General features: G+C 69.0%; 28 protein-coding genes and 4 pseudogenes. 7 read left to right on the top strand and 25 right to left on the bottom strand.

Translation table 11 applies throughout. From position 1 onward, the window contains the following. Positions 1 to 218: 218 nt before the first annotated feature. The 3 genes from ACZ7DE_RS32400 to ACZ7DE_RS32390 all read right to left on the bottom strand — a co-directional run bounded on the left by ACZ7DE_RS32400 (position 219) and on the right by ACZ7DE_RS32390 (position 2,559). Complete coding sequence (locus tag ACZ7DE_RS32400; RefSeq protein WP_470767457.1) at positions 219 to 587, bottom strand: STAS domain-containing protein; 369 nt, start codon at positions 585 to 587, stop codon at positions 219 to 221. Next, the gene (locus ACZ7DE_RS32395) at positions 584 to 2,008 is read right to left on the bottom strand and encodes a PP2C family protein-serine/threonine phosphatase (protein WP_470767456.1); all 1,425 of its coding nucleotides are present in this window, start codon (positions 2,006 to 2,008) and stop codon (positions 584 to 586) included. The genes ACZ7DE_RS32400 and ACZ7DE_RS32395 overlap by 4 nt, the downstream gene beginning before the upstream one ends. 341 nt (positions 2,009 to 2,349) lie before the next feature. Beyond that, positions 2,350 to 2,559 carry a hypothetical protein gene (locus ACZ7DE_RS32390; RefSeq protein WP_470767455.1) on the bottom strand — a complete coding sequence of 70 codons (210 nt, stop codon included), beginning with the start codon at positions 2,557 to 2,559 and terminating at the stop codon, positions 2,350 to 2,352. A gap of 407 nt (positions 2,560 to 2,966) precedes the next feature. Between ACZ7DE_RS32390 and ACZ7DE_RS32385 the strand changes: the two are divergent. The 3 genes and pseudogenes from ACZ7DE_RS32385 to ACZ7DE_RS32375 all read left to right on the top strand — a co-directional run. Beyond that, positions 2,967 to 3,632 (top strand): annotated as a pseudogene (locus ACZ7DE_RS32385) (IS256 family transposase); the annotation flags it as partial. 29 nt (positions 3,633 to 3,661) lie between these two features. After that, entirely contained in the window at positions 3,662 to 4,177 is a 516-nt protein-coding gene (locus ACZ7DE_RS32380; protein ID WP_470767453.1) for a hypothetical protein, read from the top strand. Between the two features lie 784 nt (positions 4,178 to 4,961). After that, positions 4,962 to 5,810, top strand: coding sequence for an RNA polymerase sigma factor SigF (locus ACZ7DE_RS32375; RefSeq protein ID WP_470767452.1), 849 nt, complete (start codon positions 4,962 to 4,964; stop codon positions 5,808 to 5,810). A 48-nt stretch (positions 5,811 to 5,858) separates the two neighbouring features. On the opposite strand, the gene ACZ7DE_RS32370 is transcribed toward ACZ7DE_RS32375, so the two are convergent. From ACZ7DE_RS32370 to ACZ7DE_RS32355, 4 genes are all read right to left on the bottom strand, one after another. After that, a complete protein-coding gene (locus tag ACZ7DE_RS32370; RefSeq protein WP_470767450.1) occupies positions 5,859 to 6,083 on the bottom strand; it encodes a hypothetical protein in 225 nt (74 codons plus the stop codon). A 106-nt stretch (positions 6,084 to 6,189) separates the two neighbouring features. After that, on the bottom strand, positions 6,190 to 6,495 hold the full coding sequence (locus tag ACZ7DE_RS32365; protein WP_470767448.1) for a hypothetical protein: 306 nt from the start codon (positions 6,493 to 6,495) through the stop codon (positions 6,190 to 6,192). Positions 6,496 to 6,976: 481 nt separating this feature from the next. Next, on the bottom strand, positions 6,977 to 7,909 hold the full coding sequence (locus ACZ7DE_RS32360) for an anti-sigma factor RsbA family regulatory protein (RefSeq protein WP_470767447.1): 933 nt from the start codon (positions 7,907 to 7,909) through the stop codon (positions 6,977 to 6,979). Beyond that, positions 7,909 to 8,259, bottom strand: coding sequence for an STAS domain-containing protein (locus ACZ7DE_RS32355; protein ID WP_470767445.1), 351 nt, complete (start codon positions 8,257 to 8,259; stop codon positions 7,909 to 7,911). The genes ACZ7DE_RS32360 and ACZ7DE_RS32355 overlap by 1 nt, the downstream gene beginning before the upstream one ends. 197 nt (positions 8,260 to 8,456) lie before the next feature. Here ACZ7DE_RS32355 and ACZ7DE_RS32350 point away from each other — a divergent pair. Then, positions 8,457 to 9,166: pseudogene (locus ACZ7DE_RS32350) on the top strand (IS5 family transposase); the annotation flags it as partial. A gap of 774 nt (positions 9,167 to 9,940) precedes the next feature. Here the strand turns inward: ACZ7DE_RS32350 and mscL are convergent. The 5 genes from mscL to ACZ7DE_RS32325 form a co-directional block, all read right to left on the bottom strand. Continuing rightward, positions 9,941 to 10,384, bottom strand: coding sequence for a large conductance mechanosensitive channel protein MscL (mscL, locus tag ACZ7DE_RS32345; RefSeq protein ID WP_470767443.1), 444 nt, complete (start codon positions 10,382 to 10,384; stop codon positions 9,941 to 9,943). 270 nt (positions 10,385 to 10,654) lie between these two features. Beyond that, complete coding sequence (locus ACZ7DE_RS32340; protein WP_470767442.1) at positions 10,655 to 11,170, bottom strand: hypothetical protein; 516 nt, start codon at positions 11,168 to 11,170, stop codon at positions 10,655 to 10,657. Positions 11,171 to 11,307: 137 nt separating this feature from the next. Beyond that, on the bottom strand, positions 11,308 to 11,754 hold the full coding sequence (locus ACZ7DE_RS32335) for an ATP-binding protein (RefSeq protein ID WP_470767583.1): 447 nt from the start codon (positions 11,752 to 11,754) through the stop codon (positions 11,308 to 11,310). Positions 11,755 to 12,063: 309 nt separating this feature from the next. After that, positions 12,064 to 12,519 carry a hypothetical protein gene (locus tag ACZ7DE_RS32330; protein ID WP_470767440.1) on the bottom strand — a complete coding sequence of 152 codons (456 nt, stop codon included), beginning with the start codon at positions 12,517 to 12,519 and terminating at the stop codon, positions 12,064 to 12,066. 105 nt (positions 12,520 to 12,624) lie between these two features. Further along, entirely contained in the window at positions 12,625 to 13,062 is a 438-nt protein-coding gene (locus ACZ7DE_RS32325; RefSeq protein WP_470767439.1) for a hypothetical protein, read from the bottom strand. A 249-nt stretch (positions 13,063 to 13,311) separates the two neighbouring features. Here ACZ7DE_RS32325 and ACZ7DE_RS32320 point away from each other — a divergent pair, with 249 nt between their 5' ends. Beyond that, positions 13,312 to 13,449: a hypothetical protein gene (locus ACZ7DE_RS32320; RefSeq protein ID WP_470767437.1), complete on the top strand. Its 138-nt coding sequence runs from the start codon at positions 13,312 to 13,314 to the stop codon at positions 13,447 to 13,449. A gap of 100 nt (positions 13,450 to 13,549) precedes the next feature. Here the strand turns inward: ACZ7DE_RS32320 and ACZ7DE_RS32315 are convergent, their stop codons facing one another. Further along, positions 13,550 to 13,921 (bottom strand): MerR family transcriptional regulator, encoded by a 372-nt coding sequence (locus tag ACZ7DE_RS32315; RefSeq protein WP_470767581.1) that lies wholly within the window; start codon positions 13,919 to 13,921, stop codon positions 13,550 to 13,552. Positions 13,922 to 14,086: 165 nt separating this feature from the next. Between ACZ7DE_RS32315 and ACZ7DE_RS32310 the strand changes: the two genes are divergently transcribed. Continuing rightward, positions 14,087 to 15,034, top strand: coding sequence for an alpha/beta hydrolase family protein (locus ACZ7DE_RS32310; protein WP_470767435.1), 948 nt, complete (start codon positions 14,087 to 14,089; stop codon positions 15,032 to 15,034). A 177-nt stretch (positions 15,035 to 15,211) separates the two neighbouring features. Further along, a pseudogene (locus ACZ7DE_RS32305) lies at positions 15,212 to 15,310 on the top strand (integrase core domain-containing protein); the annotation flags it as partial. Between the two features lie 32 nt (positions 15,311 to 15,342). On the opposite strand, the gene ACZ7DE_RS32300 reads toward ACZ7DE_RS32305, so the two are convergent. The 12 genes and pseudogenes from ACZ7DE_RS32300 to ACZ7DE_RS32245 form a co-directional block, all read right to left on the bottom strand. Continuing rightward, positions 15,343 to 15,585 carry a helix-turn-helix domain-containing protein gene (locus ACZ7DE_RS32300; RefSeq protein ID WP_470767434.1) on the bottom strand — a complete coding sequence of 81 codons (243 nt, stop codon included), beginning with the start codon at positions 15,583 to 15,585 and terminating at the stop codon, positions 15,343 to 15,345. 280 nt (positions 15,586 to 15,865) lie between these two features. Then, positions 15,866 to 16,060, bottom strand: a pseudogene (locus ACZ7DE_RS32295) (SfnB family sulfur acquisition oxidoreductase); the annotation flags it as partial. A 109-nt stretch (positions 16,061 to 16,169) separates the two neighbouring features. Further along, on the bottom strand, positions 16,170 to 17,306 hold the full coding sequence (gene sfnG / locus ACZ7DE_RS32290) for a dimethylsulfone monooxygenase SfnG (RefSeq protein WP_470767432.1): 1,137 nt from the start codon (positions 17,304 to 17,306) through the stop codon (positions 16,170 to 16,172). A gap of 122 nt (positions 17,307 to 17,428) precedes the next feature. Next, on the bottom strand, positions 17,429 to 18,091 hold the full coding sequence (locus tag ACZ7DE_RS32285; RefSeq protein WP_470767430.1) for an FAD-dependent oxidoreductase: 663 nt from the start codon (positions 18,089 to 18,091) through the stop codon (positions 17,429 to 17,431). Positions 18,092 to 18,118: 27 nt separating this feature from the next. After that, positions 18,119 to 18,931 carry an ABC transporter permease gene (locus ACZ7DE_RS32280; RefSeq protein ID WP_470767428.1) on the bottom strand — a complete coding sequence of 271 codons (813 nt, stop codon included), beginning with the start codon at positions 18,929 to 18,931 and terminating at the stop codon, positions 18,119 to 18,121. Then, entirely contained in the window at positions 18,928 to 19,710 is a 783-nt protein-coding gene (locus tag ACZ7DE_RS32275) for an ABC transporter ATP-binding protein (protein WP_470767426.1), read from the bottom strand. The genes ACZ7DE_RS32280 and ACZ7DE_RS32275 overlap by 4 nt, the downstream gene beginning before the upstream one ends. Then, on the bottom strand, positions 19,703 to 21,028 hold the full coding sequence (locus tag ACZ7DE_RS32270) for an LLM class flavin-dependent oxidoreductase (protein WP_470767425.1): 1,326 nt from the start codon (positions 21,026 to 21,028) through the stop codon (positions 19,703 to 19,705). The genes ACZ7DE_RS32275 and ACZ7DE_RS32270 overlap by 8 nt, the downstream gene beginning before the upstream one ends. Next, positions 21,025 to 22,083: an aliphatic sulfonate ABC transporter substrate-binding protein gene (locus tag ACZ7DE_RS32265; protein WP_470767423.1), complete on the bottom strand. Its 1,059-nt coding sequence runs from the start codon at positions 22,081 to 22,083 to the stop codon at positions 21,025 to 21,027. The genes ACZ7DE_RS32270 and ACZ7DE_RS32265 overlap by 4 nt, the downstream gene beginning before the upstream one ends. A gap of 42 nt (positions 22,084 to 22,125) precedes the next feature. Further along, complete coding sequence (locus tag ACZ7DE_RS32260) at positions 22,126 to 22,857, bottom strand: ABC transporter ATP-binding protein (protein ID WP_470767421.1); 732 nt, start codon at positions 22,855 to 22,857, stop codon at positions 22,126 to 22,128. Further along, positions 22,854 to 23,747 (bottom strand): ABC transporter permease, encoded by an 894-nt coding sequence (locus ACZ7DE_RS32255; protein WP_470767419.1) that lies wholly within the window; start codon positions 23,745 to 23,747, stop codon positions 22,854 to 22,856. Before ACZ7DE_RS32255 ends, ACZ7DE_RS32260 begins: the two co-directional genes overlap by 4 nt. Next, positions 23,744 to 24,640 (bottom strand): TauD/TfdA dioxygenase family protein, encoded by an 897-nt coding sequence (locus ACZ7DE_RS32250; protein ID WP_470767417.1) that lies wholly within the window; start codon positions 24,638 to 24,640, stop codon positions 23,744 to 23,746. The genes ACZ7DE_RS32255 and ACZ7DE_RS32250 overlap by 4 nt, the downstream gene beginning before the upstream one ends. 920 nt (positions 24,641 to 25,560) lie before the next feature. Next, on the bottom strand, positions 25,561 to 26,802 hold the full coding sequence (locus ACZ7DE_RS32245) for a vanadium-dependent haloperoxidase (RefSeq protein ID WP_470767415.1): 1,242 nt from the start codon (positions 26,800 to 26,802) through the stop codon (positions 25,561 to 25,563). Positions 26,803 to 26,848 lie beyond the last annotated feature (46 nt).

The following is a 26,848-nucleotide window of genomic DNA, read 5'->3' as shown; positions in this document are numbered from 1 at the left end:
AGAAACTGCCTGGTTGCGCCCAATGTTGTGACATGGGTGCAGCATCCGGTGTGCTGCACGCCGCCGCTCGACGTGTAGCGCCACGGCGGAGGGGATGAGCGCGCGTCGCAACCAATATGTTGGTCGCGGCGCGCGTTTGGCCATGCCCCGGCGCCGGCCGGCGGAGAACGGCCGGGCTGTGCAGTGCTAGCCAGCTATTGCCTGGCGAGCGAGGGGTTTCAGGCGGTGGTGCGGTTGCCTTGGCGTGCGGCGAGCGCGGCGTCGGCGCTGGAGTAGGCGGGCAGGAAGGCGTCCATCCCCGTGACGCTGAGCAGGCGGCCCAGCCGGTCGGGGATAGCGGCCAGGGTCAGGGAGCCGTCGGCGTCCTTGGCGCAGCGCCAGATGCCGACGAGGGCGCCCAGTCCTGAGGAGTCGCAGAAGGTGACGCCTGAGAGGTCGGCGACCAGGTCAGGGTGGCCGTTCGCGATGAGTTTCAGGGCGCGGGCCCGTACGGCGGGTGCGGCGGCGATGTCGAACTCGCCGGACAGGGCGATCACGGCCAGGGCACCGTCGGTGTGCGGGACGTCGATGTGGAATGCGTCGGTCATGGGCGTGGGTTCTCCTGCCCGACGGAGACGTCGGCGGTCGGGGCGGCGGCGCTGTGGGCGGTGGTGGTGATGCCGGCGGGAACAGCATCGGGAGTGGGGACGGACAGGGCCAGCAAGGCCACGTCGTCGCGTTCGGTGTCGGGAAGGGTGTCTAGGAGCGCGACGGTGTCGTCGATCAGGGCGCCGGCACTGACCGGCGCCGGCCGCCGGGCCAGGAAGTCGGTCAGGCCCGTGTCGGCGAGCATGCGGCCATCGGCGGTGCGGGCCTCGGTCAGCCCGTCGGTGTACAGCAGCAATCCCTCGCCGGGTGCCAGGTGCAGAGTGCGTGAGGCGAAGGCGGCTTCGGCGAACGCGCCGACCAACATGCCGCCCTTGGCGCGGGCCGCCTCCACCCGCACGCCGCCGCCCTCGGTTGGGCTCAGGTGGTAGGCGGGCGGGTGACCGCCGGTGGCCAGCGTGACAGTGAAACCGCCATCCCGGGCCGGGTCGAGCAGGCCGAAGACGGCGGTGCAAAAGCGGGTACCGACCGCCGCGTCCAGCAACAGCGCGGTGTTCAGGGCCTTGAGCGCAGCCGTGGGGTCCGCGTCGACGAGAGCTGCGGCCCGCAGCGTGTAGCGGGTCAGAGAGGTGATCGAGGCGGCTTCGGCGCCCTTGCCGCACACATCGCCCAGGAAGAACGCCCACCGGCCCCCGCCCACGGGGAAGACGTCGTAGAAGTCCCCGCCCACTTCCTGCGGGGAGGCGGTCTTGTAGTGGCAGGCCAGCTCCAGGCCCGGTACCGCGGGAAGTGCCGGGGGGACCAGGGTGCGCTGCAAGGTGGAGGCGAACGCGGCGATGGCCGCCTTGTCCCGCTCCGCACGCTGGCGGGCCTCTTCCTCCGCCTGGCGCTTCTCCTGCTCGACCTTGCGGCGCTCCTGCTCGGCGCGTACCGCGTTCAGTGCCGACAGCCGCAGCTCAAGCTGGTCACGCACTACCGCGGCCAGGTCCCCGAGGGTGGAGGCATCGGCCTCGCTGATCTCGCGGGGGCGGGTGTCGAGGATGTTGACCGTGCCCAGCCGGTACCCGTCGGCGGTGATGATCGGAGCGGCGGCGTAGAACCGTACGCCCATCGGGCCGGCGACCAGCGGGTTGGAGCAGGCGACCGGGTCCAGCAGAGTGTCGGGGATGACGGTGGTGTCATCGGTGAGCACCGCCGAGGCACACAGGCCCGGATCGCGGCCGATCTCGCTGACGCCTTCCAGGCCGTGCGCGGCCTTGAACCAGATTCGGTCCTCGTCAACGATCGTCACCGTCGCCACCGGCACCTCGAACAACCGTGCCGCCAGCGCCGCGACTCTGTCGTAGGCGCCGTCCGGCGGAGTGTCGAGAATGTCGTACCGGCGCACCGCCGCCATCCGTGCCGCCTCGACCGGTGCGGCCACAGGCCCGCTCGGTGCTATCACAGGCGGGCTCGCTTGCTCCGGCATGTTCCTCGTCTCGTCATCCCCCCCAGGAAGGCACCGACCAGACAGCCAGCACCCCGGAACTCTACCGAACGCCCTCAGCATCACCGCTCAGCAGGCGCCGCCGAGCGGCCGGTCCAGAAGCTTGCGGAAGAAGCCCGTGACCCACGGACGTACGCGCTCGCAGTCAGCCAACGTGACAGTGCCCACGCACTCCCCCACGATGTCGTCCACTTCCGGGCCGGTGGACTCCACTCGGTGGAGAGGGTGCCGGAGCGTCCGTGCGCACCACGGCATCGGGTGCGCGGCATCGGATCCACTCAGTGGGCGGCCTCCCGGCCTCGGTGCGGTCCGGGCTCCTGCGGGCGGTGCGCCCGCTCGTCGCCCTGACGCACCGGACGCGAGCGCGCCGCGTCGGAATCGTCCTGTTCGGCGTAGCGGTCCATGGTGGCCCGGGCTCGGTCGGCCGCCGCGGTGAAGGCGGCACCGAGGTGGCACAGCCGCTCGGCCGCGAGATCGAGGGCTCCCACGTCCGTGCGCGACTCCCTCAGGGCCCGCAGCGCCGTCAGGTCGATCGCCTCCCGGCGTCCGGCTCCTGGTCCTCGTGCTCGGGGGCGGCGGCGCGGGCGCGAGCAGCTGCTCGGGCATCACCGCCTGCTGGTGCGCGAAGACGTCGCACGCCCGGCCCCGCACAGCAGTAGCGGTGGCGGTGGCGGTGCGCAACTTCTCCCGCACCACCGCGCCGGCGAGGACAGCTCGCTCGTACTGCGGCGGGATGCGGGGTATTTCCCACTCCCCCGCTTTCTGGTCCGGGGGCCGGGGCGCAGCCGGATCGCCGGGATCGGCCGGGGTTGCCCAGTCCGGGCCGGGTGCGGGGGTGGGTGGGCGGCGCCGGGCGGTGTAGACACCTCAGGCGCTCAACCCATCAAGCAACGGCGGTGAGTTCGGTGATGGCACCAAGGAGCTGATCGGACTCGCGGAGGGTCTGCGGGGGTCCACCGAATCATGGGCCGACCTGCTGCGCGACTGCCGGCGGCGGGGAATGAAGGATCCGGCCCTGGTGGTCGGGGACGGGGCGATGGGCCTGTGGCGGGCTCTGGCGGAGGTGTTTCCGCAGGCCAGACATCAAAGGTGCTGGGTTCACAAAACCAGGAACGTGATCAACTCCCTGCCGAAGTCCGTGCACACCGGGGCCCGCAAGGCCCTGCAGGAGATCTACAACGCCGAGGACCGCGCACATGCCGAGCAGGCGGCCCGTGCGTTCGCGAAGGACTACGGCACCAAATGGCCCAAAGCCGCCGCGAAGGTCACCGACGACCTGGACGAGCTGCTGGCGTTCTACGACTTCCCCGCCGAGCACTGGGTCCATCTGCGGACTACGAACCCGATTGAGTCGACGTTCTCCACGGTCAAGCTACGGACCAAGGTCACCCGCGGGGCCGGAAGCCCGGCCGCTGCCCTCGCGATGGTATTCAAGCTCGTGGAGTCCGCCCAGGCACGCTGGCGGGCGATCACCGGATCTCACCTTGTGCCCCTGGTCCGCGCGGGCGCCAGGTTCGAGAATGGCATCCTCGTCGAACGTATTGAAACGCGGGCTGCGTGAGGCCGTGGGGCCGGGGAGGCAGAAGAGCCGTGGCGATCTGTTTCATGCTCGTGGTGAACTTTGGCGACAACGCCGAGGCGGCACAGGCTGCCGCCCGCATCGACCCCAGGCCATGGGTGCTTCGCGCGGGCGCCCACCGCATCCCTCTCCACCGGCCGATGCTGGCGAAGGTGGGCTCATACATCGAGCTCTCGATCCTGCCCGTGGCCGTCAGCTGGGGTTGTGGCCTGGACGGCAGCCTCCCCAGATTCCAGCTCACCGCAGCAGAGCTGACCGAACTGGGACACCAACTCTACGAACTGCTCGCGCAGTTCCACGGATATGTCGCCGCGAAAGTCGGCTGGGATCCGGAATCACTCCTGGACCCTGCTGAGCTAAGGTGCGAGTGGTCAGACGAACTGGACGACGGCAGCCTCCACGGACTCGTGCTCTGCGAAAAGCTGCATGCCGAACTCGCCCCGAGCACCGACTACGAAGTGTTCCAGCCCGGATACTGGTGGATACCGTATCGCGGAGAGGAACCGAGCAACCTCACGGCCGACTAACAAAACAAGCCCTCCCCAGGCCAGCTCATCCACGCATATTGACAATTACTCCTGACCAGCCGGTGGTGAGACATTCCCGGATGCGTGGCCGGCGGCACGGCTTCTGCCAGCGGAACCCCAGCTCGTACACCTCGCCCGCCCACCACCTGTCGACAAGCCACACACACCAGGTCAGCCGCCGCCCCGTACTCGGACAAGTCCCCCTCCGAGCGTCAGGTGGCCTGCCATGGGGCAGTGCGAGGAGAGGCAGGGGCCAAAAGCCGTGTCGCTGTGTATCCCCAGGATCCGGGTTCCGGCGTCCTCCAGCATGAGCCTCAGCGCGCGACGAGCCAGATCTCCGCGGTAAGCCGCACACCCGACGAGAGTCCGCGTGCCTTGGCTTTCCCCGTCGATGCGTTGCTCACCGTGTACTCCCACACGAAAGATAACGACGGCATCGGAATCCTGACTCCTGCCGAAGGGGTGGTCCTGCGCGTGGTGGCCTGCGCCGCTTTCGGACGCGGTCAACCGCCGCGACTCGGTACGCGTCGGTATCGACGGTGTGGTGTCCCGCGTACGGGTGGCGCCACATACGACACCGCGCACGGCCATGACACAGGCCAGGCGGGCGGCAAGCGGGCGGCAGACGGTCGTGTCACTCCTGGAGGGTGATGCAGGCCGTAGAGCGGTTTGCCGACCTGCTTGCTCCTCGGAAGGAGTAGGCATGAAGGCGGGGGGAAGGGGTAGGCGCGGCAGCGGCGAGTTGAAGTGGGCCGGGGCGGCATGGCCGAAAGGGGAGGGACACATGATTACGGATACGGCAGTGGGGACGGCAGATGTTCGGTGCGTTGAAATGCCGGAGGTGGCCAACCCGTCGAAGGTCGCTCCGAAAGACGCGCGTGAACTCACCCGCCTGTTCTTCCAGCAGCTGAACCAGCTGGAAGAGGGCACGCCGGAGTACCAGTACGCGCGCAACACGCTGATCGAGATGAACGTCTCCCTGGTCCGCTACGCGGCCTCCCGTTTCCGCAGCCGGGACCAGGAGGAGATGGAGGACATCGTGCAGGTCGGTGTGATCGGCCTGATCAAGGCCATCGACCGGTTCGAGCTCTCCCGCGAGGTGGAGTTCACCTCCTTCTCGATCCCCTACATCGTGGGAGAGATCAAGCGGTTCTTCCGTGACACCACGTGGGCCGTGCACGTTCCGCGCCGCCTGCAGGAGGCCCGCGTCCATCTGGCGCGCGCCACCGAGGAGCTGAGCAGCCGCCTGGGCCGCACACCCACCGTGGCCGAACTGGCCCAGCTGATGAACCTGGACGAGGAGGAGGTCATCGAGGCGCGTCTGGCCTCCAACGGCTACCGCTCCTCCTCCCTGGACGCCGCGATCGGCAACGGCGAGGACGGCGAGACGGCCCTGGCCGACTTCATCGGCAACGAGGACGGCGCACTGGAACTGGTGGAGGACTTCCACGCACTCGCTCCGATGATCGCCGATCTCGATGAGCGGTCGCGCAGGATCCTGCACTGGAGGTTCGTGGAGGAACTGACCCAGGCCCAGATCGGCGAACGGCTCGGCGTCTCCCAGATGCACGTCTCCCGACTGCTATCACGCACTCTGGCCCAGCTCCGCGAAGGCATGCTCACCACCCACTGACACCGCCACCTCGCGGCCGTGGTGGACCCGTACACCACGCCACCACATTCAGGGCGCGCTCCACTCGTGTGGTCCGCCGGCGCGCCATTCCACCCAGCGTGGATCGTCCAGCACGCCCTCGGGATCGTCGACGCCCGCGGCTTCGAGGAACACCACAAGATCGTGATCGCTGTAGGCGGTGCCGAGGATCTCGTCCCGACCGTGCGAGTGCACGGTGACACTCCGGCCGCCGGTGCGCGAGGGCTGGTGTACGACAATCGGAGCGCTGGTCACGCCTCCCAGCCTGCTCCTGGCATGGCCGTGCGGCGCGTCGGCTGCCTTTGTCAGGAGGGTGCCGGACCACCACGGCCTGAGGGCACCGCGATCTTGTGGCCCACGGTCACGCAAGCAGCCTGACCCGTACCTCACCGCTCTCGCGGTCCACCTGCACGGCATGACCGGCTTGCGTAAGTATCGCCAACAGTGCTGACCGCAGAGCAGCGCGAATGCCATCGAATCCCGCATCCTCCCGCCCCGCAGGATCCAACTCGCTGCCGGGCACCCATTCCACCAGCACCGAGTCCGTCTCCCGCCACACCCGCAGACCAGGCCTGCCCTCATCGCCAGCCGACGACACATCAAAGCCCGCACGGGCCAACGTCCCGCACACATCAGCGAACAGCTTCTCCACAGGTTCAGAGGTCACCACCAGAATCTATCCGCACACCTCCTGACGATTTCGGACACAAGTGCTTCACGTTGCGGTCGAGTCGCACGGAGCGGGTTCGCGGCTGATCTCGCTGACGCCGTCCAGCCCGTGGGCGGCCTTGAACCAGAACCGGGCTCCTCCAACGACCGTCACGCTTGCCACAGCGCCCGGAACAGCCGTGCGGCCATCGCGGCAATGCGGTCGAAGCCCCGTCCGGCCGGGTGTCGAAGATGTCGTACCGCCTCCATCCGGGCTGCTTCGTCCACCGCACCGGGCGCCGCTCGGGGACGCTGCCCCACCGGGCGGCGTGTCCTGCTCGCGGCAGGACTGGCACGCTCCTCGTCAGGACCGGCCGGGTGTCCGGGGTCGCGGCGGGCTGCCGTCTGAGCACCTCCGCCAGCAGGAAGTCGGCGACGGAGGTCCGGTGTCCGGGCGGCCGCCTGCCCGCTTCTGCTTGGGTGGCCGCACACGCGTGCGGTTACAGGCTGAGGTAGAAGCGCACCGTCGTGCCGTCGTCGCCGGTGTGCACGCGCACCAGGTCGGACACGTAGTGGACCAGCATCAGGCCCCGGCCGCCCAGCTGGCCGTGCTCCGGCGGGCGGCGGCCGGCCAGCGGATCGGTCAGCCGACCCTCATCGCGGACCTCGCACACCAACTGCCCCTGCTCGGCCCAGATGGCGAGTGTCCCGCGGCCTCCGCCGTGGACCACGCTGTTGGTCGTCAGCTCCGCGACCGCCAGCTGCACATCCATCAGCCGCTCCCCGGCCAGTCCCATCCGCGCCGCCTGAGCAAGAGCGAACTGGCGGACCGCCGGAAGGTCCTCATCACCGTAGGAGAAGGCCGCGGCGTCCTGTGCAGGTGCAAGCTCCTGGTTGTAGCGAGAGACGACCGCCTGCCAGTCGTAGACGTCGCTGACCGACTCGCGGCCCTCCCCGCTGATGAGGGTCGGGTGGGTAACCCGCGCATCGGCGATCACCTGCGGATCCAGCCGCACCTCGTCGTAGGGGCACAGGATCGTCACCGCTCTGCCCTCGAACGCGGCGTTGATCAGCGCCTCGTGCTGCGCGCACGCCGGGTACTCCACCGCGCTGCGCCCGGCCCAGATCGGCTCGCCGATGATCCGCACACGCCCCTTCGGGTGGGCGTCGGCGAACCCGCGCAGCACCTTGGGGATGATCCGCCCCGGGTTGCGGCCGACCTCGGTCATGTCCAGGAACAGGATGCCCTCGGCGTCCACGCCCAGACCTGCCTGGATCAGCTCAAGATTGGGGCCGGGCACCGCCACGGCCATCGGCTCGCCGTCGGTCAGGCCCTCGCGCAGGAAGGCCACCGTCTGCCGCGTGTACTCCTGCTCGGTGCGGTAGAAAAGGGCAGGGTGCACGAACGCGTCCTGGGTGGTCACCGTGCTCATCACAGAGCCACCTCGATCCGGTCCAGGCCCGGCCAGAACATCTCCAAAACCCGCGGCAGCTGCGGCGGGGGATTCTCGACCACAACCCTCCCGTCGGGCAGATTCATGGCGGTGACCGCCAGCGCACTCACCCCGGCCACGTCGACGAACGCCACATCCGACAGCTCCACGTACGACACGCCCGCGTGCCGCCGGGCCAGCTCGGACAGGGCCTGCTCCCACGACGGGCGAGTGAGGACGCTGATCTCACCGCAGGCACGTATCCCGGAACGACCGGGCAACGGGCTCACCTCCAACACGGCCCTCCCGGGCACCACCGGGGGCCGGCCCACCACATGTGGGGCATCCACGCTCGGACTCCTTCACATCAAGCCGCCTGCCGCCGTCCCGGCACGGGCAGAGGAAAGGCTCCTCCCGACGGGGCAGTGTATCCAGACGGCAAACATGCCTGGTTCTGTACTGGCTCTAACAAAAGCGGTTGATCATGTGACTGTCGGCTTGATCGCTCGTTGATGTGGTCATGGGAAAGCGTCAGTCGCGGCCGTGAATCGTGTCGGACGAACTGTCGTCGCTCATCGAGCCGTTGCCGCCCGAGCCGCCGCCGAAGCAGGTCGAGGGGCGGCCGCGGGTGCCCGACCGCCAGGCCTTGTGCGGCATCCTGTTTGTCCTGCATACCGGCATCCAGTGGGAGTATCTGCCCCAAGAACTGGCCTTCGGCTCGGGCATGACGTGCTGGCGCCGCCTGGCAGCCTGGAACGAAGCCGGCGTCTGGGACCAGCTCCACCAACTGCTGCTGAACACGCTGCGCTCGAAGAATCAGCTGGACCGGGCGGTGATCGATTCTTCTCACGTCCGGGCTGGACGCAGGGGCCCAAAAGCGGACCCAGCCCGGTCGATCGCGCACGGCCGGGCAGCAAGCACCACGTCCTCTCCGACGGCCAGGGCATCCCGCTCGCGGTGCCGCTGACCGGCGGAAACCGCAACGACGTCACCCAACTCCTGCCCCTGCTGGACAAGATCCCAGCCGTGGCCGGAGTCGTCGGCCGGCCGCGCAGACGGCCCGACATGCTCTTCGCCGACCGCGGCTACGACCACGACAACTACCGCCGGCTCCTGCGCCAGCGCGACATCCGGCCCGCGATCGCCGAACGAGGCCAGCCACACGGCACCGGCCTGGGCACCTTTCGATGGGTCGTTGAGCGGACGATCGCCCGGCTGCACGGCTTCCGCCGCCTGCGCATCCGCTGGGAACGACGCGATGGCCGGCCCCGGCGTCTCCCTGGGAGACGGCTGTCCCGGGGCCCGCGCTCCGCGCGGAGTCGCGCAGATCGGGCATCCGTCACACGGATCACCGGTGATCAGACCACCGACCTGCGGAAATCGCTGTACGCCCCTGTGGGCCCCGTCGGTGCTCTCGGACGTCCAATCCACACGCGAACGCCAGAGAATGCGCCGAGGCGTCATCCTGCGGGGCCGATTGGCGATCTTCCCCGCCGTCAACCTTGGGGACCGCCCGTACGCGCCGCGCCGGGAGCAAGCTGAGGCTCCGGGCCGCTGGGACCCTCCCGCCATGTCGTGCACTTGCGTCGAAGGCTTCACCATCCAGCTCCACGACGGCGGCACCCGGTCCCCCGGGATCCCGACCGACCGGCATAGCGAGATCTCATACTTGTTCGAGGCGCGGTGCACCATGTACGGGGACCCGTTCGTGAGAGTCGACAACGAGGGCCAGGTCCTCGCCGACCAGATGCAGGACGTGCCGCTGGTCGACCGCATGCGGTTCCGGGAGACCCTGCGATTCCATGGGCCGTGACCTCTTGAGCGGGTGGTGCCGACGGGCCCCCGGCAGCTGCGGTACGACATGCGGCGTCAACCGTTCGGCCGCACCCTGAAGACCGGCCCCCTGATCGGACCCAGGCCGACAGTCACGGGGAGGTCCCATGCTCGCCCTCAGCGCCAACGCGCCCCTACGGTCACCACGGGAGTGCCCGCGACGGGCCCGGCAACGCAGGCCGGGCCATGGAGGTCGGGTCACCCGGCGCGCTGGGTTGTCTCCCCCGCCTGAGCGGGTACGGCCGGCAGGGAGACGGTGCAGGAGGCGCAGCGCCGGGCCTGGGCGGGTACGGGGCTGAGGCATTCGGGGCAGTCCCGTTTGGGGGCCTGGACGTCTTGGTGCGGGGCGAGGCGTTCGTGGAGCTTGTTGATCGGGAGCACGACCAGGAAGTACAGGGCGCTGGCGAGGAGGAGGAAGCTGATCGCCGCGTTGATGAAGGCGCCGTAGGGGAACTCGGTGTTGCCCAGGGTGAAGGTCTTGCGGCTCATGTCGCCGGTGGCGCCGGTGGCCAGCCCGACGAGTGGTGTCAGGAAGGCGCTGACGAAGCCGTTCACCACGGCGGTGAACGCAGCCCCGATGACGATGCCGACGGCCAGGTCGACCACGTTGCCGCGCAGGATGAAGCTGCGGAAGCCCTTCACTTTCTCACCCCTAAGAGGTTCTCGACGTCGACGGGCGGCACCGAAACCGCGGTCGGCCCACGCCCTTTTCGCCTCGCATGCCCCACCACTGGTCCCCCATGCCGGCTCCGCCGCGCGGCGCGGTGACGTACGTCAAGCACGCCATCGCGACCGGTCGCTCAGCCTGAGGTGCACCCCAAAACAGGCATGGCTCATATACCGCCCTTTAAGGCAGGCCCAGGATGAGGGGGTGCCCTCTCCACCGCGCGCTGTGACTGGTGAGCGTTGGGGTCAGCCGCTGGCGAGTATCGGACCGGCCGGGGCAGAGAGTGCCTGGTGAGCGTGCGGGCAGGGCGTGGCAGAAGTGGTTGTGGGAATGCGCATCCGCCGCAGGAGATCACGGGTGGTGCGCTTGCGTAGCGTGCTGCGCCAGGTCAGTCCCGGGTGGCGGGACCGTAGGTGTGACAGCGCACGGGTGCCCAGGCCGGTGCTGTGGAAGCGCTCGTTGATGGCGACGGAGGTAATGACGCCCTGAGCGCAGTCAGTGCAGATCCGGTAGCGGACCTGGCCGACGACCTGGCGGGTGTGCACGAGGAGCAGGCATTCGTCGCCCGGGCCGGGGTCGTCCGGGATGTGCGTGGACAGGAAATCGATTGCCCGGTAGGCGAGGATGCGGCGGCGCAGGCGGCCGGTGCGCCGCCCTCGGCGTGAGTGCTTGGCGCCGTCGTGACCGGGCGGCGATGTCTCGGCTGTGGAGGCCTGGCCGATGAGACTGCTGCTGGTGGGACGCGCATGTTGTCCGTGCATGACGTCTCGTGTGCCCGAACAGCCGACGGATACCCGTTCCAGCGCATGGTGCTGGCCGTGATCAGCGCGCTGATCGTCGTCTTCACCGGCGCAGGCCCGCCAGGAAAGGACGGTGAGGACAGGGGGAGCACTGGCTGCTACCGGGGGCGGCGTCCGGTGATGTCACCGCCCGGGTCGTCGGGCAGGACGATGCGGGCGGTGATGCGTTTGCCGACCGGCTCCCGGTGGACCTCGTAGCTCTGGACGACGGCCATGACGATCTCCAGGCCGTGCTGGCCGACTCTGCCCGCGTCGGTGGCCCGGGCCACCGGGAGGACCGGATCGCTGTCCCACACGACCACTTCCACCAGGTCCCCGACAATGCGCAGCTCCATCAGCACCGGTCCGGGCGCGTACTTGCGGGCGTTGGTGACGAGCTCGCTGACCACCAGCTGCGTCAGGTCCATGGCGCGCGCGGACACCGGCAGGCCGTGATCAGCCTGGACGCGGGTAAGGAAGTCCCCCGCACGGTGACGTGCCTCGGCGATGCAGGACCCGTCACCGTCTAGAGCGATGGTGTCCCGTATCGGCTGGGCGTCAGACATCACGCCGCCCTCGCCCTCGGGGACTGCTCTCTCCGGTTGCTCGGCCCGGCTCACCCGCATGCGCGGCTGCCGGGCGGCCACGTGCTCGCGTGCCCGCCGCGCGACCTGCCGTACCGTCGCCGCGGACTTCCCAATGGCCTCGCCGATCTCGCCGTACGGCATCTCGACGGGGACCGGTGGGGACGGGCACTACACGGATCGTGCTGTTGCCGGAGGGCCGGGCGCCGCAAGGCAGGGGCCGCCCTTCCAACGGCCGCCAAGGGCACCCCGGTTACGCCCGGGCTGCACCGCTCCGGGAGGCGGAACAGGTCACAGGCGGGTGGTGAACCGGCCGTCGGGCAGTTTCCGCAGCCACCCGCGGTCGGTCAGTCTGACCAGCTTCGAACGCAGCGTTTCCAGCTTGCCCCGCACGCTGACGTCCACTCCCAGCATCTCGCCGACCTGCCGGGCCATGACCGGTCCGGCGGCCTGCCGCACGGCGGCGAGGATGCGCTGGTAGTCCGTCGGGAGCATGGTCTCCTCCACGTCCGGCGCGCGGTGCGGGATCAGCATCACAGCCTGTCCGCCGACCTGTCCGGGCGCCGGCGCGGCCGAGGCGCGCTCGTCGGCGAGCTGCTCGCTCATCCGCTCAAGGACACGTTCGTTGACGGCGAGTTCGTCCCGCTCGGCCCGTACCTCCGCCAGCTGCTTGGCCAGCTGTTCTTCGAGTTCGTCCAGTTCCACGCGTCGCGCGGTGATCCGTTCCAACATCTCGGGATCCAGCATGCACCGGGTCGTAGATGCCGCCCGGCTACAGCGCGCAGGAACCGGCTATTCGGCACTTTCGGCGAAGCTGCCGAAGATCCAGCGCTACGGGGCCGTTGACGCTCCTCAGATGCGCTTTGCGGTCAGCCTCTTTCCGTCTGCCCCAAGGACCAGAACGTTCCTGGCGATACCGTCCCGGCCATGGTCACCGTCCCACCACTCGACGAAACTGTGGGCAAGCGATTCAGATCCAGGGTTTCCGGACCCTGCCGGGTAGTCCGTGCTCAACTCAACGTCATAGTCGTGTTCGGTCAGTTGGACTGCGACCAGCATGCGGACGTGGTCGACTAGCTGCGCTTCACCCTTGGTGCGAGCCCAGGCACGGAACCGCTCCAGCAGCTTCGCATCCGTGGTCCGCTTGGTCACGGGACCGGTGGGCAACTGCTCAGGGGCGTTGGCGACGCCGTTGAGGCAGCCCCGCACCCAGGAACCACGATCCATCTCGGCGGCGCTGCCGGCCTGTAGGGCCCGGCGCGTACAGCCGCCCCATACGGTCTCGCGCACGGCCGCCCCCTTGCCCGAGGAGTCGTAGACGGCCTTGCCCGCAGTGTATCCGGCACGGTAGGCGGCAACGTACGCAGGTACGGCAGACGAGCGGGACTCGGACGCAGAGCCGTCGGAGGGCTTACTGCTGCCGCAACCGACAAGGCCGATTAACGCGGCGACAGTCATACCGAGTACACGGCCTGAGCGATGATTCATTATTCCCCCTGGGTGTGGTCCGCTACCCAATGAGAGGGCATCCCGGGCTCATTGGTCGCACCGGTCGAACACGGCTTCGTCCACCTCAAGAACTGGCGGACCCTGACCAAACTCCGCACCGACCCCGCCCGCGCCACCCACCTCCTGCGCGCTCTGCTCGTCCTGACGAACCTCGAAGTCAACCGCTGACAAACGATCTACGCCGCAGACTGCCGCCCACGACCAGGGTGAGCACGCCGAGAACTGGTCACACCAGCCCTTTGACCTGCGACTTCAAGTTGACGGGGGCTCACTGGAGTCGGCAGTGTTGGCCTGTTCGCCAGTTCACGGTGGCGGCGGCAATCACGGTGCCCAGCCTGTCCCGGGCTCCCACCAGATCGCCGATCCGGCTGTCGATGCGATCCCGTTCCGCCGAAAGCCGGTCGATCAGCTCTGGCGTGGCCTCACCGTTCACGACACACGGCAGCAGATCCGCGATCGACCTGCTCGGCAGCCCGGCGGCGTACAACTGCTGGATCAGCTGGACACGGTCAACCGCGCTGTCCGGGTACTGCCGCTGGCCGCTGGGGCTGCGTTCCGAGGCGAGCAGGTTCTGTTCCTCGTAGTAGCGCAGCGCCCGAACGCTGACGCCTGTCCTGGTGGCGAGCTCGCCGATACGCATCATGTCTCTCCGATGGGCGGCGGACAACACTTCTTGCCTCTGACGTTAGCGTCAGGTTTTAGCGTATCTCGCGACGGCTCACCCCCTCCGCCAAGGCGAAGGACGCGACCGTGACCGGCTTGTTCGACGGCTTCCCCCATCGGAATTGTGAAGAAGGATCTGCCCATGACTGCATCAGAGGCGGCGGCCACGGACGTGGCCATCACCGCCCCCGCCCCCATCGTCTCGGTGAAGCCGGTAGTGCTGGAAGCACCGGGCCGCGGTGAGGGCCTTCGGGTGAGAATTTCCGCGCCGACCACCGGGAGCGAACTGCCGATCATCGTCTTCTCGCACGGTTTCGGGTCGTCGTTGAACGGCTATGGTCCTCTGGCTGACTTCTGGGCTGCTCACGGTTTCGTGGTGATTCAGCCCACCCATCTCGACTCCAGGACCGTGGGTCTTCCCCAGGACGATCTCCGCACACCGCGGCTCTGGCGCTTCCGGGTCCAGGACATGAAGCGCATCCTTGACCAGCTTGATCTGCTGGAGGGCGCTGTTCCCGGTCTCAGCGGGCGCCTGGATCGAAGCCGCGTTGCCGCAGCCGGACACTCCTTCGGCGGCCAGACGGCGGGCAATCTCCTGGGCCTGCGCGTCCTCGATCCGGTGAGCAAGAAGGCAGAAGACCTGTCCGACTCGCGGATCAAGGCGGGCGTGCTGCTTGCTACGGCCGGCAGGGGCGGAGCCGACCTGACTCCCTTCGCGGCCGAGAACCTTCCGTGGTTGAAGGGACCGGACTTCGCGCACATGACCACACCGACCCTCGTGGTCGCAGGGGACAAGGACGAGCTACCGCTGTCCGTCAGAGGGCCGGAGTGGCTCGCCGACCCGTACCACCTGAGCCCGGGGCGCAAGAGCCTGCTCACTCTGTTCGGCGCGGAGCACTCCCTCGGCGGAATCGCCGGCTACGAAGTCCGGGAGACGACGGACGAGAACCCCGAGCGCGTAGCCCTGATCCAACGGGTCACCTGGGCCTACCTTCGCCACGCACTCGGCATCGAGGACACCAGTTGGACGGCAGCGCAGAAGGCTTTGTCGGAGAGCGTCGCCCCCATGGGGCGGATCGAATCCAAGTGAAGCTCTGAGAAGTGAACCACCTCCGGGGCGGTCGCAGCCCTTGGCACGGCATCAGCCGTCCGAGGACGGCGTCTCGCACCGGTGAACGAGCTCGGCGATACTTCGTGGGGACCGGCCTGGCCGACTACGCCTACGCATTCTCAGCTGGCTACAGGTCGGCGGCGTCCCTCGGTACTCAAGTGGGAGGACTACTACAACTACCATCGCCCCCACGGCGGCCTCGGCGGCCAGACCCCCTACGAACGCCTCAAGCAAAAGACCATGACCCAGGCGTAATCAGTGATCGTCAGAGGCACACTGACAAGCGTTCACCGCTCATCTGCCCAGCCCTGAGCCATCGCGCCTTCCAGCAACAGTGGCTCGAGCACAGCGAAGTCACTGTCGCCGACCTTCGGTCGCTTGGCTGGCCCCGAAGGGCGCAGGGCCTGTCGCCCTCCCTCACGCCAGGACCGGCGCCAACGCTCCACCGACCGGACACTGACCCGCACTTCTTTCGCGATCACCGTGTTCTTCTCACCCCTCGCAAAGCCCTCGGCAGCGAGCATGCGCACCCGCTCCCGCGCGGCCTGACCCTGCGGAGTGCAGCCACCGCCCTGCCACGGCGTACCGCAGGGATCTAGCAATGTCAGCCCCGACACTGAACGGAAAGGTCAGGAACACCCATGTTTCGCAGGAAAGTTACTGCACACGTGGCTGCTGCACGGCGGCGAGATCACAGAGGCCCAAGGTGAGACCTTCCAGGACGGGACGAGCGGCGCAGGCCACCCCACGCGGAAGAACACGCGGCGATCCGCTCTGCGGAAGACCGCATGGGCGGCGGCAGTGTGGCCGGCTGGCGTCGGCGGCGGCCAGCAGCCGGGAGATCTCGGCGAGCGTGTCCACACGGACGTCCGCGCCGCCGAACCGGGCGGGCACGGTCACGGCGAGCAGTCCGAGGCGGACAGCCGCTCCAGCACACTCGGGACCGGCCCCACCCGCCCTGGCCGAGAGGACGTCGGACCCCTGCGCGATGAGCCGCTCGTCCAGGTGGCACAGCAGCCGAGCGGTGCAGGAGGTGGCGGAGGGGTTTCGAAGACGGACAGGACAGTTGCCATGGGAGGACCCGTCAGTTCGTCGTTTCGTGTACGGGCCGCGATCAGGCGTGGGCGGCAGCGGACTCGGACGCGGCTGCCTGTGCCTCCAGTTCGCGTACCAGGGGCAGCACTCGCTTGCCGAAATACTCGACCTCCTCCAGGTAGTGCAGGAAGCCGAGGAGGAAGAGGTCGACGCCGAGCCGCTTGTAGGCGACGATCCGCTCGGCGATCTGCTCAGGGGTGCCGATCAGACCCGTGCGGAAGCCGTCGTTGTACTGCACGAGATCCTCGAACGTGGAGTCCTGCCACATGCCCTTGCCGTCACCGGTGGACGGACCGGCCTGCTGGACGGCGTCGCGGAAGCCGTGCACGGCCTGCGTGTCGGCCTTGGCGACTATCTCGCGGAGCGTCTCGCGGGCTTCGGCCTCGGTGTCGCGGGCGATGAGGAAGCCGTTGAGGCCGAACTTCGGTGCGATACGGCCGACTTGAGCGGCGGAGGAGCGGACGTCCTGGATCTGCTCGGTGACGCCTTCGAAGTCCTTGCCGTTGGAGAAGTACCAGTCGGACACGCGGCCGGCCATGGCGCGCGCGGCGGTGGAGTTGCCGCCCTGGAAGACCTCCGGGTGCGGGCGCTCGGGGTTGTTCAGTGGCTTGGGCTTGAGGGAGAAGTCGCGCAACCGGTAGAAGTCACCGGCGAACTCGGCGTGGTCCTCGGTCCAGATCTTTCGCAGGGCGCGGATGAACTCCTCGGAGCGCCGGTAGCGCTCGTCGTGCTCCAGCCAGGGTTCGCCCAGCGCGGTGAACTCGCCCTTGAACCAGCCGCTGACGACGTTGACGGCGAAGCGGCCGTTCGACAGGTGGTCGGCGGTGGCGCCGAGTTTGGCGAGGACGCCCGGGTGCCACAGGCCGGGGTGGACGGCGGCGATGACCTTCAGCCGCTGGGTGGCGAGCAGCAGGGCGAGGCTGAAGCTTGTGGATTCGTGCTGGTACTCGGCGCCGTAGCTGGCCATGTAGCGGACCTGGCTGAGCGCGTAGTCGAAGCCGTTGTTCTCGGCGAGGACGGCGAGTTCGCGGTTGTATTCGTAACCCCAGTCGGTGCGCTGCTCGATGGTGCTGGTGACCAGACCGCCGCTGACGTTCGGCACCCAGTAGGCGAAGCGGACGGGAGCGGATCCGGGATGTGCGGAGGATGCGGGCATGGGAACTCCTGGCTGGAGAATGCTGTGCGGGCAGGACGAATGAGCTCCGCGGAATTCAGGCACGCTGGAGCGGCGTTTCCGGGAAAGCCGTCGTCACGGAGGAAATGGGCCGGGACCGGAGTTCACGGAAGGGAGTTGCAGAGGGAGCGGGTGGGAGGGTTTCCCTCGGGTGCGCTCAGACCCGACAGCGACAGAAGGCGCTGGAAACACGCGCAAGGTCGACGTGGCGTCGCCGCGTGAGGTCCCGCCCTCGCCTCGATGCGGACGGTCTCGCCCGTCGTGCGGTCGAGCGCCCGCGCCCCCGAGACGACGCGGTCGGTATCGGTCAGGAGTTCCAAGGCAGGGGTGTGGTCGAGGATGCGGACACCGAGGCGCCGTACCCGGGTCCGCTGCCGGCGCATGTACTCCGGCCCCTGGAGGTCGCCGCGCAGCTGACGGCCATGGGCGTCGACGGGGAACGGGTAGCGCTGGACGCGGGCGAGTTCGTCCATGCGCGCGTGGGTCTCGTCGAGGACGCGCGCCATCCAGTCCCGGTCGGCGAGGAATCCGCCGAGCACCTCGCGGCTCGCCATTGCGGCCTCCCGAAGTTCGGGGCCGTCGTCGACGTACCAGATACCGGTACCGACGGAGGCCGTCGCTCCGCTCGCACCCGTGTATCCCTTGTCGACCAGGACTACGTCGGCTCCCGCCTGAGCGGCCTTGATCGCCGCCCAGGAGCCCGCGGGGCCGCCGCCGATCACCAACACGTCCGTGGGCAGGGTCTGTTCCGGTTCGGTGCTCGTCATGACGTTGCGCTCCTTCCGTCGCGGGGTTCAGGGCTTGAGGCGACCGGTGCCAAACATCGCGGCCGACCAGGCCGTGAGCGCCGCCGCGAGGCCCCAGACCACGGCAAGGGCCCAACCCGCGCCGACGTCGCCCTGGCCGAGGAAGCCGATCCGCTCGACCTGGACCAGCCAGAAGACGGGGTTGAGGCGGCTCAGGGCGTCCCAGAACGGCGGTAGCTGATGGACCGAGTAGAAGACACCGCCGAGAAAGCCCAGCGGCAGCACGATGATCGACTCCATGGAGTAGACGTGGTCGAGGGACTTCGCGTGGCCGCCGGCGATCACACCGACCTGTGCGGCGACCAGGAGCACGCCGAGCGTGCCGAGCAGCAGGACGAGAGGGCGGGCCGGGGCGCCGCCGTGGGTGAGCGGGAGTGCCACCGCCAGGACACCCCCGCCCACGACGACGCCTCGGGCGATTCCGCCGCCCACCAGTGCCGCGTTGATCTCCCACCACCTGAGCGGGCTGGCAAACACGTCGTCGATGTACTGGTCCCGCCGGGCCTCGAACAGGCTGGTCGTCCCGTTGAAGAAGCCGACATTGACGATGGCCTGGGTGAAGAGGCCGGGCACGATGAACTTGCCGTAGCCCATGCCGTCGATCGTGTCGACGTGCCGGCCGACGGCCGACCCGAAGACGACGACGAACAGCACGGTCGACAGCACCGGGCCGACGACGCTGTAGCGCCAGATCGTGAGGAAGCGCAGGACCTCGCGCTCCAGGAGCCAGAGGAACGGTGATCGCTCCGCCCGGAACGGTTCGTCGTACGCCGGGAGGGCCGGGGCCTCGGTGCCGCTCACGAGGCGACCTCCGCCGCCGTGATGACCCGGTCGTAGACCTCGGAGATGTCCCGGGCCGCGTACCGCTCCCGCAGCGAGGCGGCGGAGCCGCGGGCGACGATCCGGCCCGCGCGCAGCAGCGCGATGTCGTCACACAACGTCTCCGCCTCCTCCAGGTAGTGAGTCGTCAACAGCACAGTGGTGCCAGCGGCATTGAGGCCCTTGACGACCCGCCAGATCTCCGAGCGCAGCTCGACATCGACGCCGGCCGTGGGCTCGTCGAGGATGAGCAGTCGGGGCTGGTGCATGAGGGCCCGCGCGAGGACGAGGCGCCGTTGCATGCCGCCGGAGAGTTCGTAGGCGCGTACGTCGGCCTTGTCGTCGAGGCGGAACAGGGCGAGCAGTTCGTCCGCGCGCCGGGCGGCCGCCCTCCGGCCGATGCCGTGGTATCCGGCGTGGTAGATCAGGATCTGCCGGATGGACAGGAACCGGTCGACGTTGATCTCCTGCGCGGCCAGACCCAACAGCCTGCGGGCCCGACGGCTGCGGTGGTCGTGGCCGAAGACGGAGAGGGTGCCGGCGGTGGGCCGGACGATGTTGCACACCGAGCCGATCAGCGTGGTCTTCCCGGCGCCGTTCGGGCCGAGCAGGCCGAAGAAGGCGCCGTCCGGGATCTCCAGGTCGAGCCCGGCCACGGCGGTGAAACCGTCTTCGTAGGTCTTGCGAAGGCCCTCGACCCGGAGTGCGGGCGTACTCCCACCGCTCCGGGAAGCGGCAGGAGTCGCCAGCGGGTCAGTCATGGAACTGGTTCGCCGGGACCGGGAGCCCGTAGTGCTCGCGCAGGGTCGTGCCCTCGTACTCCTCGCGGAACAGCCCCTTGCCGCGCAGGATCGGCAGCACATGCTCGACGAACGCCGCGAGGCCCGACGGCAGGGCGGGCGCCATGATGTTGAACCCGTCCGCGGCACCGCCCTCGAACCAGGCGATGATGGTGTCCGCGATCTGCTCGGGCGTCCCGATGAACTCGAAGTGACCGCGCCCGCCGCCCAGCCGGGAGATAATCTGCCGGACCGTGAGCTGCTCGCGCACCGCAAGATCGATGATCAGGTCGGAGCGGCTCTGCGAGCCTTCCAGGGTCGGCCTGGCGAGAATGAAGTCCGGCAGGGGGTCGTCGAGTTCGAAGACCGACGGCTCGGTCTCGAACACGGCGGCCAGCTGACGCAGCCCGTACTCCGGAACGCGCAGCTCGTCGAACTGCCGCGCAAGCGCCCGGGCCTCCTCCTCGGTCGACCCGATGTACGGGACGATGCCCGGCAGGACGATCACACCGTCCGGGTCGCGACCCGCGGCCCTGGTGCGGGCCTTGATGTCGGCGTAGAAGGCGGCCGCGCGCTCGTACGTCGTGTGAGCGGTGAAGATCGCCTCGGCGTGGCGGGCCGCGAAGTCCTTGCCGTCCTCGGAGGAGCCGGCCTGGACGAGCAGCGGGTAGCCCTGTGGGGGCCGCTCGACATTGAGCGGGCCGGCCACCTTGAAGTACCGGCCCCGGTGGTCGAGGCGGTGCAGCCGCTCGGGGTCGGCGTAGCGTCCGGTGGTCCTGTCCGCGACGGCGGCCTCGGACTCCCAGCTGTCCCACAGCGCCTTGGCGACTTTCAGGAACTCATCGGCGCGGGCGTAGCGTTCGGCGTGGCCGGGGCGGTCGTCGAGGCCGAAGTTGGCGGCCTCGTCGGCCCCGGCGGAGGTGACGATGTTCCAGCCGGCGCGGCCGCCGCTGACGTGATCGACCGACGCGAGTCGGCGGGCGAGGTTGTACGGCTCGTTGTAGGTCGACGACACGGTCGCGATGAGGCCGATCCTGCTGGTCGCCTGGGACAGCGCGGTCAGCAGGGTCAGCGGTTCGAGTTGGCCAGGCGGCCGGAACTCGCCGGTGCCGACGAGTGCCGGGCCGTCCGCGAGGAACAGCGAGTCGAACTTGGCGCTCTCGGCCAGCTGCGCCAGCTCGATCCAGTGCCTCAGGTCGAAGTCCGCCCGGGGGTTGCTGTGCGGGAGCCGCCACGCCGCCTCGTGGTGGCCCGCCTCCATGAGGAAGGCGTTGAGGTGGAGCCGTCGTCTCGCGCTCATGAGGTGACCTTCAGCTTGGAACTGTCGTAGCCGGCCGGCAGGAGGTTGTCGGTGATCGACTTGACGTCGACCTTCGTGGTGATCTGGCCTGCCTCCAGGAAGGCGTCGGCGAGCTTCTGCTCCAGCTCGATGTCCGACTGCTCCACCGGAGTCACCCGGTTCGAGTAGGCGGCCAGGGACGCCTTGGCGTCGGCCAGCGGGATGCCCTGCTCCTTCGAGAGCGCCTGCGCGTATGTGTCGGGGTTCTTGACGGCCCAGGCGAACTCCCGCGACAGCCTCTTCAGGACGTCCGTGAGAGCCGCACGCTTGGCCTTGTCCTTCAGTGACGTGTCACTGGCGACGTAGTAACTGCTCGTCTGGTCGATCGGCGGGAGACCCTTCACCAGGATCCGCGCGCCGTTCTTGACCGCGATCGCCGACTGCGGGTTCCAGATCGACCAGGCGTCCACCTTGCCGGTGTTGAACGCCGTCGCGCCTGCCGCCGGATCGAGGAAGGTCAGCTTCACGTCCTTCGGGGTGAGGCCGACGCTCTTCAGCGCGTTCAGGGCCAGGCCGTGGGCCGAACTGCCCTGCGGAACAGCGATCTTCTTGCCCTTGAGGTCGGCGGCCGTCTTCAGCTTCGAGCCCTTCGGCACGATGATGTTCTCCAGTGCCTGGTCGGGCGTGAGCGAGCGGTTGACGGCAACGATCTTGAAGCCGTACTCCTTCGCGGCACCCGTGATCGGCGGTACGTCGCCGACGCTGCCGAGGTCGATGTCGCCCGACGCGGCGGCCTGCACGAGAGGCGGGCCGTAGGTGAAGCGGGCGAACTTCACCTTGTAGGGCGCGTTGTCGAACACGCCGGTGATCTTCGCCAGCTCCTGGCTGCCGTCACCGCCGTTGTCGCCGATGGTGAAGGTGTACTTGCTCCACTCGGGGTGCTTGGCATCGCTCGCGTCGGCGGCGTTGCTCAGCGGAGCTGCGGTGTCCGACGACGACGATCCGCAGGCGACGAGGGTGCCCGCGAGAGCGAGCGGGCTGACGACGCCGATGAGTCTGGTGGTTCTCTTTCGCATGGTTGTCGTGCTTTCTGTGCTGGGTGAGGGTGTTCGGGGAGGTCAGTGCTGGCCTGCGAGACCGAGGTCTTCCAGGAGCCGGGCGCGGAGTTCCTCGCGTGCGACGCCCGCTTCCCGGTCCGGGGCGGAGAGGTGCACCTCGTGCGAGGTGCCGATGCGGCCGCTGCTCATGACGACGATGCGGTCCGCCAGGGCGATCGCCTCGTCGACATCGTGGGTGACGAGCAGCATGGCGGCGTGGTGCTTGGTCCGCAGCGCCCGTACGAGGTCGTGCATGCGCAGCCGTGTGATGGCGTCGAGGGCCGCGAACGGCTCGTCGAGCAGCACGAGTTCGGGCTCCGAGACCAGTGCCCGCGCGAGCGACACACGCTGGGCCTCCCCACCGGAGAGCTCCTTGGGCCATGCCCTCTCACGGCCCGCGAGCCCGACCTCGGCGAGCACCTCGCGGGCCCGCGCTTCCGCGTCGGGTCGGTGCAGGCCGAGGGTGACATTGCGCAGGACCCGCTGCCACGGCAGCAACCGGTCGGCCTGGAAGACGATCGCCCGCTTCGCCGGAACCTCCACCCGCCCTCCGTCGGGCCGGTCCAGTCCGGCGAGCAGACGCAGAAGGGTGCTCTTGCCGCAGCCGGAGGGGCCGAGCAGGATCACCAACTCCTCGTCGGCGATGGTGAGGTCGAGGTGGTCGAGCACCACCCGGTCACCGAACCGACGGACCACCTGCTCGACGACGGCCCCGGTCTTCCGACGGGGCCCCGTCGCGATCGTGCTGCTCATGACGCCTCATAACTGGGGCGCCACCGCAGCAGCACCCGCTCGAGAGCCCTGACGAACTGGTCGGCGAGCAGACCGAGGAGCGAGTAGATCACCAGCCCCACGAAGACCTGGTTGGTCTGCAGATAGGTCTGCCCCTGAGTGATGAGGAAGCCAAGTCCCTGGTCGGCGTTGACCGTTTCGGCGGCGACCAGGCCCAGGACGCTGTACGCGAGGGAGAACCGCAGGCCCACGAGGAACCCCGGCAGGGCTCCGGGCACCAGCACCCGCGTCACCAGGCGCCAGGTGCCCGCACCCGTCGTCCGCGCCATCTCGATCAGCCGCTGGTCCACGCCCCGGATCGCGGCGAACAAATTGAGGTACATCGGCACGCCGGCGCCGAAGGAGATCAGCAACACCTTCGTGAGTTCGTCGATACCGAACCACACGATCATCAGCGGCAGCACCGCGAGGAGGGGGATCGTGTTGAGGACCTGCACGACGCCGTTGAACAGGTACTCACCGCTGCGCAGCAGGCCGCCCAGCACGCCGGTGACGATGCCCACCGTCAGACCGACCGCGAGTCCGATACCGGCCCGTTGCAGCGAGATCGCCAGGTCCGGCCCGAGGACGCCCTGCTGCCACAGATCGGCGGCGGACCTCACGATCGAGGTCGGCGCCGGAGCGTAGGTCTTCGACACCACTCCGGCACGGGCGAGTACCTCCCAGACGATGAGAATCACGACCGGAGTCGTATAGACCCCGAGGGGCCAGCGAAGGCGTTCGCGGAGCGCGGTGAGCGGCGTCCGGCGGCGGGCGTCGCGCGGCAGAAACACCTCGCGTTGCCGCGCGCTCGTCGGTTCGGCGTCCGGGCCCTTGGTGACGGCCGGCGCTTCGAGGCTGAGCTCGGTCATGCCGCCACCGCCAGCGCACTGCTGTAGTGCGAGGCATCGCCCACGAGCTGCTCGCTGCGGCGGCCGTCGACACCGACCGGCACCTCTCCGGCAACCGTCACCCGGTTGAGGCGGCGCGGGTGATCGTCGTAGTTGTCCACCCCGTAGTGCTGGGTGATCCGGTTGTCGAAGATCAGCAGCTGGTTCGGGGACCAGTTCCAGCGCACGATGTTCTCCGGGCGGGTCACATATGACTGGAGGAGGCGCAGCAGATCCGCCGAGTCGCTGCTCGACAGGCCGACGATCCGCTTGGCGAACCCACCGATGAACAGCCCGCGTTCGCCCGTCGGCGGATGCACCCGCACGACCGGGTGCTCCGCCTCGTACGGCGTTGACACGAAGGCTCGGTCGTACTCCTGCCGTTGTGCGGTCGTGGCCGCGGGGCGGGCATAGTCGTACTGGTTGGTGTGCACGACGCGCAGCGTGTCGGCGAGGGCGCGCAGCGGTGCGGGCAGGTCGCGGTAGGCCGCGGCGGCGTTGGCGATGAGTGTCTCTCCGCCGTACGGCGTCGTCACGATCGACCGGAGCGTGGTGAGCTGAGGCGGGTTGATGACGAAGGTGACGTCCGTGTGCCATTCGTTGGCCTTGGACGTCTCGCTGTCGACGGCGAGTACGTTCGTCGTGCCGTCGGTGGCCGGCACGTTGGGGTGGGCGGTGGTGAGTTCGCCGAACCACCGGGCCACGCGCTCCTGACCGGCGTTGTCGAGGTTCACGTCGTCGAAGACGATCGCCTTGTGCTCGTTGAGGGCGTCACGGAGCGCCGAGACCGTCGAGAGATCGGGGGTCTTCGTGAGGTCGACGCCCTCGACGACCGCGCCGATGCGGCCGGTGAGCTTACGGATGGACACAGGCATGAAGGGGTCCCTCCCGGACAGACGGGCACACCAAGGGGTGCTGAGGTTCAGGGAGTCGGGTGATGGAGCTGGTACTGCGCAGGACTGATCGACCACACGCGAAGCGCCGGTGGGCGGGCCGGCGAGAAAAGCACGTGGTCGCAGGACCGCTACAGCCGCGTTCTCAGCGACCGCGTCGGCGTGCGCGCGCAGGCTCCCGGCTCATACGAATGAGAGAAGGAGAGGAAGCGGGAGCCCTCAGGAGGTGGATACGACGATCCCGCGGGGAGGCATCGCGGTGCGGGCGGCCTCGCACCGCCGCTGCCCGGCGCGCGCCATGGGCGCGCACCGGCCGCTGCCGGGGACCACTTGCCGGATCAGCGACAACAAAAAGCGCTGGAGACGTGCGCCAGATCGATGTGGCGCCGCCGGGTCAGGTCCACGCGCGGGTTCATGGGACGGGAGTTCAGCAGATGTCCAGCAGGTTGGTCAAGAACTTCCCGGACCGGTCTTGCATTGCGGACACGGAGAACTTCTCCGCCTCTTCGGGACACGCCCACGCGGTCTGTCAGCAACGAACTCGAGGGCACGCACCCCGGGTCGGGCGTGATCGCCTGTTCCAGGTGCGTGCCCAGTGTCAGCGGACCGTGTTCTCCGGGCGTTCGATGTGCGACTGGAAGGACGTTGATGGTCGCGCGAGTCGCTGCCGCGCCCGGCCGGTCTGTCGCCGCACGTAGTTGCCGAGCCGCAGGACGCTTTCGCCGGCCTCTTGGCCGCTGTACGAACGGCACGGCGTCTTCCGCTACACCGGCACCCTCCGCTCGGTCACCTACCGCCCGGGCGCCCCCGGGACCGGACTCACCGGCGGCCGTGGCCAGACCCGGCGTGACGCGGCGGCGGCGTTCAGGTGAGCGCCGCGATGCCGGTGAGCGCGAGAAGAGTCAGCGCGGAGCGAAGAGCCGTCCCGTGTTCTGCAGGTCATACCGTGCCACGTTCGTGCCGAGCGTGATCCCCGCCTCGTCGGCCGACCTCGTGTGGATACCGGAGAAGACCCGGGCGTCGACGTTCTCGTCCGAGAGCTGCTTCCAGGCGGTGTAGGTCCGGGTCACGCCCGGCGCGGCGGGGCTGGTCAGCGCGAACGGGGCGGTACGCGGACCTGCGAGCGCCGACAGGATGGTCTGCGCGGCGCCCGCGTAGGTGTTGTGGCCGCTCGGGTAGTCCGGATGCGCCGGGGTGGTGTGCAACGGCGCCCAGCCAGGGTCGGGTTCGATGCTGCCCGTTCGGATCGCGGTCACGGGACGCCACCGTTCATAGGCGTACTTGGTGTCGGAGGTGGCGATCTGCGTGTCCACCAGCGCCACATGGAACAGCGCGATCAGCCGCGTCTGCCCGGCGATCCCCTGATGTGTACGGGAGAGGGCCACACGCAGCGGCTTGGTGTAGAGGGTGAGGGAGGAGCCGAGCCAGAAGGTGGCGGTCTCGGTCTGGTGCGCGCTGCGCACCGCGCTGTCCGCGGAGCCGTACGCCCGCACCTCCGCGAGATCGGAGGCATAGCGTTCGGAGTCCAGGGCGGGCGGCGGGGCGAGCCGGAACTGGCTCTGCGTCTTCAGCAGGAACGGCTTGGCGAGACGGTTGCCGTACTGGGCCGCCGGTGCGTAGTCGGGTGGCGTCGGCTGCCACACACCCGGCGCCGCGGGCTTGACGGAATAGGGCGCGTTGACCGAGGCGGGGTCGAGACCATCGCCCTCCCTCGACTTCAGGACGAGATCTGCCTGCTTCTCCCCCGCCGCGACGCCCCGCTCCTCCGCCGGGCCGTCGGGAATCGCCTCGAGGGTCTCCTTGAACTTCGCGTCGAGCTGCCCCGTTCGGCTCGGTGCCAGCGTCACCAGCGCGCGGTGCACAGCCCCGGCGAGCGCCGCCTCCTGATACGCACCGCGGTCGACACCGGCTGGGACGCTCTGGGTGGCCCGGGCGGCCGCGAGCCAACTGATCGCCCAGGTACGGCTGTTGGTGATCTGAGTCGACGCCCCGGCCGTCGCGACGGTCTCGGCTGTCGCGTCGTACCAGGCGAGAGCCGTGGACGTACGTCCGGCCGCCAAGGCCCGCGGAACGGCGACGGACGCGGTCAGCAGCGCCGCCGCGGCCAGGACGACGAGGGCCGGCCGGGTTCTGGTCAAACTCACGTGTTCTCCTTGGGTTGCGGTGGGGTGAGGGGGCTGGCGGGGTGGG

It is taken from the genome of Streptomyces sp. NPDC037083 (assembly GCF_055606485.1).
The sequence above is the reverse complement of the archived record's forward strand: the minus strand, read 5'-3'. Positions and strand labels throughout refer to the sequence as shown.

Excerpts from the sequence above, each read along its gene's own strand:
- ACZ7DE_RS32400 (WP_470767457.1), bottom strand. The coding sequence starts at position 587 with ATGACCGACGCATTCCACATCGACGTCCCGCACACCGACGGTGCCCTG.
- ACZ7DE_RS32250 (WP_470767417.1), bottom strand. The coding sequence starts at position 24,640 with ATGCCTGTGTCCATCCGTAAGCTCACCGGCCGCATCGGCGCGGTCGTC.
- ACZ7DE_RS32310 (WP_470767435.1), top strand. The coding sequence starts at position 14,087 with ATGACTGCATCAGAGGCGGCGGCCACGGACGTGGCCATCACCGCCCCC.
- ACZ7DE_RS32375 (WP_470767452.1), top strand. The coding sequence starts at position 4,962 with ATGATTACGGATACGGCAGTGGGGACGGCAGATGTTCGGTGCGTTGAA.
- ACZ7DE_RS32270 (WP_470767425.1), bottom strand. The coding sequence starts at position 21,028 with ATGAGCGCGAGACGACGGCTCCACCTCAACGCCTTCCTCATGGAGGCG.
- ACZ7DE_RS32260 (WP_470767421.1), bottom strand. The coding sequence starts at position 22,857 with ATGAGCAGCACGATCGCGACGGGGCCCCGTCGGAAGACCGGGGCCGTC.
- ACZ7DE_RS32330 (WP_470767440.1), bottom strand. The coding sequence starts at position 12,519 with ATGCTGGATCCCGAGATGTTGGAACGGATCACCGCGCGACGCGTGGAA.
- ACZ7DE_RS32285 (WP_470767430.1), bottom strand. The coding sequence starts at position 18,091 with ATGACGAGCACCGAACCGGAACAGACCCTGCCCACGGACGTGTTGGTG.
- ACZ7DE_RS32360 (WP_470767447.1), bottom strand. The coding sequence starts at position 7,909 with ATGAGCACGGTGACCACCCAGGACGCGTTCGTGCACCCTGCCCTTTTC.
- ACZ7DE_RS32265 (WP_470767423.1), bottom strand. The coding sequence starts at position 22,083 with ATGCGAAAGAGAACCACCAGACTCATCGGCGTCGTCAGCCCGCTCGCT.
- sfnG (WP_470767432.1), bottom strand. The coding sequence starts at position 17,306 with ATGCCCGCATCCTCCGCACATCCCGGATCCGCTCCCGTCCGCTTCGCC.
- ACZ7DE_RS32340 (WP_470767442.1), bottom strand. The coding sequence starts at position 11,170 with ATGCACGGACAACATGCGCGTCCCACCAGCAGCAGTCTCATCGGCCAG.
- ACZ7DE_RS32335 (WP_470767583.1), bottom strand. The coding sequence starts at position 11,754 with ATGTCTGACGCCCAGCCGATACGGGACACCATCGCTCTAGACGGTGAC.
- ACZ7DE_RS32255 (WP_470767419.1), bottom strand. The coding sequence starts at position 23,747 with ATGACCGAGCTCAGCCTCGAAGCGCCGGCCGTCACCAAGGGCCCGGAC.
- ACZ7DE_RS32315 (WP_470767581.1), bottom strand. The coding sequence starts at position 13,921 with ATGCGTATCGGCGAGCTCGCCACCAGGACAGGCGTCAGCGTTCGGGCG.
- ACZ7DE_RS32275 (WP_470767426.1), bottom strand. The coding sequence starts at position 19,710 with ATGACTGACCCGCTGGCGACTCCTGCCGCTTCCCGGAGCGGTGGGAGT.